General features: G+C 51.9%; 6 protein-coding genes. 2 read left to right on the top strand and 4 right to left on the bottom strand.

The annotated features are described in order from the left end of the window. Nucleotides 1–215 precede the first annotated feature (215 nt). Both OGX89_RS14920 and mdtD read left to right on the top strand, forming a co-directional pair. Nucleotides 216–920 (top strand): FadR/GntR family transcriptional regulator, encoded by a 705-nt coding sequence (locus OGX89_RS14920; RefSeq protein ID WP_003023753.1) that lies wholly within the window; start codon nucleotides 216–218, stop codon nucleotides 918–920. Between the two features lies 1 nt (nucleotide 921). Next, complete coding sequence (gene mdtD / locus OGX89_RS14915; RefSeq protein ID WP_286560705.1) at nucleotides 922–2,349, top strand: multidrug transporter subunit MdtD; 1,428 nt, start codon at nucleotides 922–924, stop codon at nucleotides 2,347–2,349. On the opposite strand, the gene rbsR is transcribed toward mdtD, so the two are convergent. From rbsR to rbsC, 4 genes are all read right to left on the bottom strand, one after another. Next, on the bottom strand, nucleotides 2,315–3,307 hold the full coding sequence (gene rbsR, locus OGX89_RS14910; RefSeq protein WP_003023757.1) for a ribose operon transcriptional repressor RbsR: 993 nt from the start codon (nucleotides 3,305–3,307) through the stop codon (nucleotides 2,315–2,317). The genes mdtD and rbsR overlap by 35 nt on opposite strands. A gap of 3 nt (nucleotides 3,308–3,310) precedes the next feature. Then, nucleotides 3,311–4,240 carry a ribokinase gene (gene rbsK, locus OGX89_RS14905; protein ID WP_003826997.1) on the bottom strand — a complete coding sequence of 310 codons (930 nt, stop codon included), beginning with the start codon at nucleotides 4,238–4,240 and terminating at the stop codon, nucleotides 3,311–3,313. Nucleotides 4,241–4,381: 141 nt separating this feature from the next. After that, entirely contained in the window at nucleotides 4,382–5,272 is an 891-nt protein-coding gene (rbsB, locus tag OGX89_RS14900; RefSeq protein ID WP_003023760.1) for a ribose ABC transporter substrate-binding protein RbsB, read from the bottom strand. Nucleotides 5,273–5,296: 24 nt separating this feature from the next. Next, nucleotides 5,297–6,262, bottom strand: a complete 966-nt coding sequence (gene rbsC / locus OGX89_RS14895; RefSeq protein ID WP_003826999.1) for a ribose ABC transporter permease — start codon at nucleotides 6,260–6,262, stop codon at nucleotides 5,297–5,299. Between the last annotated feature and the right edge of the window lie 2 nt (nucleotides 6,263–6,264).

Below are 6,264 nucleotides of genomic sequence, written 5' to 3'. Positions count from 1 at the left end.
GCTTGTAATCCGTTGTTCCGTGTCAGTGGAGGCGCATTATAGGGAGTTATTTCAGGCTGACAAGGGGAAATTTAAAATAACTTTCCGAGTGCGTGTTTTTTCACCAAAACAACCATTAACATGCCATAAAATAAGCAAATTGCCGTTTTTGCAGCCGCAATCACACTTCCAGGTGGCATACTAATGAATAAGAAAAAGAGTAAGGAAGAACATTCATGCCGTTAAATGCCCAACAGCTAGCCGCACAGAAAAACTTGTCCTACGTTCTGGCCGAAAAGCTGGCTCAGCGAATATTAAAAGGTGAATACGCGCCGGGTGCGATATTGCCTGGCGAAATAGAGCTGGGCGATCAGTTTGGCGTGAGTCGCACCGCGGTAAGAGAAGCAGTAAAAACATTAACGGCAAAAGGTATGGTATTACCGCGCCCACGTATTGGTACACGCGTCATGCCGCAAGCAAACTGGAACTTCCTTGACCAGGAGTTGCTCACCTGGTGGATGACAGAAGATAATTTCCCGCAGGTCATTAAACATTTTCTGGTGATGCGTATCAGCCTGGAGCCTCAGGCGTGCTTACTGGCAGCGACCATAGGTACGGCTGAACAGAAAGCGCACCTCAACACGCTGATGGAAGAGATGGTCGAGCTGAAAAGAAACTTCAGACGCGAACGCTGGATTGAGGTTGATATCGCCTGGCATGAGCACATCTATGAAATGAGTGCGAATCCGTTCCTTATTTCCTTTGCATCTCTGTTCCATTCGGTTTACCAGACCTACTTTACCTCTATTACCTATAACGATGTGGTGAAACTGGATTTGCACCAGGCCATTGTCGACGCAATAGATGATAACGATGGCGATCGTGCCTTTGCTGCCTGTCAGGCATTGCTGATAGCACCGAACGTGCTACCGGATAAATAATATGTCAGAAAAGAAATCACGCAGTATGGCCGGGCTACCGTGGATAGCAGCCATGGCCTTTTTTATGCAGGCACTAGACGCCACGATCCTCAATACCGCCCTACCCGCAATAGCACATAGTCTTAACCGCTCTCCACTCGCCATGCAGTCGGCTATTATCAGCTATACCCTGACTGTCGCGATGCTGATCCCGGTAAGTGGTTGGCTGGCAGACCGATTTGGTACCCGACGCGTCTTTATGATTGCCGTTAGCCTGTTTACATTGGGATCGCTGGCCTGTGCGCTGTCCAGCTCCCTAAGCGAACTGGTGATTTTCCGTGTCATTCAGGGAATCGGTGGCGCCATGATGATGCCCGTTGCCCGTCTGGCGTTATTGCGTGCTTACCCCCGCAGCGAACTGCTTCCCGTGCTTAACTTCGTCACCATGCCAGGACTTGTGGGGCCGATTTTAGGTCCGGTATTGGGCGGTGTACTGGTTACATGGGCCAGTTGGCACTGGATCTTCCTGATTAATATTCCAATTGGCATTGCCGGTATCTTCTATGCCCGCAAATATATGCCGAACTTCACCACGCCACGCCGCGGTTTTGATATGACCGGTTTCTTTCTGTTTGGTTTGAGCCTGGTGTTGTTTTCCAGCGGCGTTGAATTGTTCGGTGAGAAGCTTGTCGAGACCAGGGTCGCACTCGGTATTATTCTTGCCAGTGTGTTGTTACTACTCGCCTATATTCGCCATGCGCGTCGCCACCCAACGCCGCTGATATCGCTTCCGATATTTAAGACTCGGACCTTTTCTGTTGGGATCGCCGGAAACCTCGCCACTCGCCTGGGCACAGGCTGCGTGCCCTTCTTAATGCCGCTGATGTTGCAGGTAGGATTTGGATATCCGGCTCTGATAGCCGGCTGCATGATGGCGCCAACAGCGTTAGGTTCAATTCTGGCAAAATCCATGGTGACGCAGGTTCTGCGCAAACTCGGCTACAGGACCACATTGGTGGGTGTTACGGTATTTATCGGCCTGATGATTGCGCAGTTCGCTTTGCAATCTCCTGCCATGCCGGTCTGGATGCTAATCCTGCCGTTGTTCATTTTAGGTATGGCGATGTCCACCCAGTTTACTTCAATGAATACCATCACTCTGGCGGATCTGACCGATGAAAACGCCAGCAGCGGCAACAGCGTATTGGCCGTTACTCAGCAGTTATCAATCAGTTTAGGGGTTGCCATCAGCGCCGCCGTTCTGCGTATCTATGAAGGTATGGAAGGAACCAATACGGTCGAGCAGTTCCACTACACCTTTATGACGATGGGCGCTATCACGGTAATATCCGCGCTGATGTTCATGCTGCTAAAAGCCAAAGATGGACGTAACCTGATCAAAGATCGGCACAAACCTAAACCGACCCCCGCTCCATCAGAACAGGAGTAAGCTGCAAACGCTGTTGCTGTAATGCGGGCTGCGCCATCCGGTGAATTAATACATCGATGGCCAGTTCGCCCAATTCATCTTTTGGTTGGTGGATGGTCGTCAGGGGCGGCGTCATATAGCGCGCCAGCTCGATATCATCGTAACCCACCACAGCCATATCCTGCGGAATGCGCAATCCTGACTGGTACAGAGCCTGATACGCGCCAACTGCCATTGCATCATTGCCTGTAAAAACGGCCTGCGGTCGCTGTTTATGCGACAGCAACGTTTGCATAGCTTCAAAGCCGCCGCCGAACTCAAAGTCACCGGTAATCTCGTAGCCTTCCGGAACAGGCAACCCCGCCCGCTTCATTGCTGCCCGATATCCTTCCAGACGCAAACGCGCCGGGGTTTTATCCAGCGGCCCGGTGATGCAGGCAATGCGCGTAAAACCTTTTTCGATAAGATGTTGCGTGGCTAAATCCCCGCCCAGCAAGGAATTATCCTGAATCAGATCGCTTTCACCATCAAAAGGCGACCAGTCCATCATCACGGTCGGTATAGAAGGATAACGCTGCATTATCTCTCTGGAAGGCTGATGTGTTTCGGTGCAGAGCAGCAACAAGCCGTCCACACGTTTTTGCATCAGAGTTTCCAGATTACGGTTCATGCGCTGTTCATCGCCTTCGGTATTGCACAGCACCAGACTGTAGCCGCGCTCGAAACAGCTACGTTCAACGCCGCGCACTAGTTCAGAATAGAAGGGATTGGTACTGGCAGTGATTAACATGCCAATCGTGCGGGTCTGGTTTAACTTGAGGCTACGCGCCAGCGCTGAGGGCGCGTAGTTCAGCGCTTTAATTGCAGCTTCTACTTTGTCAGTGACGGACTCACTGACAAAGCGATCTTTATTAATGACGTGAGAAACCGTCGACGTGGAAACACCCGCCAGGCGGGCGACGTCCTTCATTGTAGCCAAGCGTTACCTCTGTTGACTTAAAAACGCTTCTATTTCTTCGCGCCACGGAACGGAAGGCTGTGCGCCTTTACGGGTAACCGCTATCGCCGCAGCGGCATGCGCAAAACGGATCGCTTCAGGCAGCGGAGTCTCTTCCAGCAACGCTGTAATTAACGCGCCATTAAAGGTGTCTCCAGCGGCAATAGTATCAACGGCTTCCACTTTAAAACCGGGCACACGCTGACCTTCGCCATTAACGCTGGCCCACACACCGCGACTACCTAAAGTAATCAGTACAGTATGGATACCTTTAGCGTGCAATGCCTGCGCCGCTTTGGCCGCGTCTTCATCATTTTCGACCCGGATCCCCGTCAGCTTTTCAGCCTCGGTTTCATTCGGGGTAATAATATCCACCAGCGCCAGCAGTTCATCAGAAAGTTCACGTGCCGGTGCCGGGTTCAGGGCGACCATGGTCTTATTTTGATGTGCAATCTTTGCTGCAGTCAGTACGCTTTCGATCGGCGATTCTAACTGCATAAGTAAGGCGGACGCCTGAGCAATACGCTCATGCTGCGCTTCCACCAGCGCTGGCGAAAGAGCTGCGTTCGCTCCGGCATGAATGCCGATAACGTTCTCACCTTCACCATTCACAAAAATCAACGCCACACCGGTCGATTCCCCCGAAATTACGCTAATCGGCGCAATATCGATGTTATCTTTGGCTAACTGTTTACGCACACTTTCGCCAATATCATCATCGCCCGTACAGGCAATGAATGCGATATTCGCGCCACTACGACCCGCAGCAACAGCCTGATTCGCGCCTTTACCGCCAAATGCGACCTGATAATGGCTACCAGTTACGGTTTCACCAGGTGTCGGGAAAGAGTTAAGGTTAAGGATGTGATCGGCATTGATACTGCCAAGAACAACGAGGTTGCCTGCGGTTTTCATATTTGGTGTTCCAAGTCAAAGTGCGCCACCGGGTTAGGGTGGCGCGTGCCCTGCTTTTCTTTTTACGCTTTCATCCCCAAAATCAGATACGGGGATGGCGTATTTATGTCTCCATCAGGCCGCGAGCGACCTGAATCGGTATTACTGCTTGATGACCAGCTTCAGGTCAACCGGATATTTAGCCTGAACCTTCTCGCCTTTCAGGACTTTATCCGCAGTCTCAACGCCTTTCGCGCCGATCTGATCCGGCAACTGAGCAATAGTCGCAGCCAGTTTGCCATCATTTACTGCTTTTTCGCCATCTGGAGTGCCGTCAAATCCAACCACCATCACATCAGATTTACCCGCGGTTTGCAGTGCGCGCAGCGCACCCAGCGCCATTTCATCGTTCTGGGCAAATACGGCCTGCACATCAGGATGCGCGGTCAGCAGGTTCTGCATGACGTTCAGACCTTTGGTGCGGTCGAAGTCTGCCGGCTGGCTGGCCAGTACGTTAAATTTGTGTGCCGCAACGGCCTGCTGGAAACCTTCACCACGCTCACGCGCCGCTGAAGTTCCGGCAATCCCCTGCAGTTCGATAACTTTCGCGCCTTCACCGGCCTTCTTCGCGATGTAATCACCCGCAATTTTGCCACCCAACACGTTATCAGACGCAATGTGGCTTACCACTTCGCCTTTGGAGGCAACACGGTCAAGGGTAATAACCGGAATTTTTGCCTGGTTAGCCATCTTCACAGCATTACCAACGGCATCAGAGTCAGTCGGGTTGATCAGCAGAATTTTAGTTCCACGAACCGTTAAGTCCTGAACGTTAGCCAGCTCTTTCGCCGGGTTATTCTGCGAGTCCAGAATCACCAGGTTGTAACCCAGCTTATCCGCCTCTTTTTGCGCCCCATCCTTCAGAGAAACAAAGAACGGGTTGTTGAGGGTGGAGACCACCAGCGCAATGGTATCTTTCGCCATCGCATTCGCGCTCACGGTGGCGCTCAGCGCAACAGCAGAAACTAGGGTAGCCAGTTTTTTCATGTTCATATTTAAGATGTCCTGTAATCGTTGTTACTGCTTTTTGTTGTCTACCAGTACCGCCAGCAAAATCACCACCGCTTTGACGATCATCTGGTAATAGGAGGATACACCTAACAAATTCAAACCATTATTGAGGAAACCAAGAATCAATGCGCCGATCAGCGTCCCAACAATACGTCCTTTACCACCCGCCAGGCTGGTACCGCCTAACACCACCGCTGCGATCGCATCCAGCTCATAGCCAGTACCTGCTGTTGGTTGCGCAGAGGAGAGGCGCGCGACTTCAATGATGCCCGCCAGCGATGCCAGCAGACCGCACAGTGAGTAAACGATAATTTTGATTTTACTGACGCTGATACCAGACAAACGCGTTGCCGCTTCGTTACCGCCCAGCGCGTAGATATAACGGCCCAGACGAGTGTGGTGCAGCATGTACCACGCCGCGAGGAAGACAATCCCCATGATCCACACTGGCGTAGGGATGCCTAACGGACGACCAATACCAAACCAGCCAAACAGATCGGCATTGTCAGTAAATCCGGTATTAACCGGACTGCCGTTGGTGTACACCATGGTCACGCCGCGCAGCAGCAGCATCATCACCAGCGTTGCAATAAACGCCTGCACCCGACCTTTCGCAACAATCACCCCGGTGACTGCACCAATGGCAGCGCCGAGCGCCAGGGCTGCAGCAACAGCCACCAGCGCATTGACCTCAATCCCTACAATTGAAGCCGCAACCGCGCCGGTAAGCGCCAGCAAGGAACCGACGGACAGATCGATACCTGACGTCAGGATAACCAGCGTCATGCCAACGGCCATGATAGCGTTCACCGACGTTTGCTGGAGAATGTTGAAAAGGTTATTAACGGTAAAAAAGTTAGGGCTCATGGTGGAAACAATCGCGATCAGCACTAACAGAGCGATGAGCGACTTTTGCTCCAGAAGCCATGCTTTAGTGAAATAACGGCGACCAGAAACAGCCTGGGTAGTCATCT

It is taken from the genome of Citrobacter sp. Cpo103, from assembly GCF_030332605.1.
In the GTDB taxonomy this organism is placed as follows: Bacteria; Pseudomonadota; Gammaproteobacteria; order Enterobacterales; family Enterobacteriaceae; genus Citrobacter; species Citrobacter portucalensis.
The sequence above is the reverse complement of the archived record's forward strand: the minus strand, read 5'-3'. Positions and strand labels throughout refer to the sequence as shown.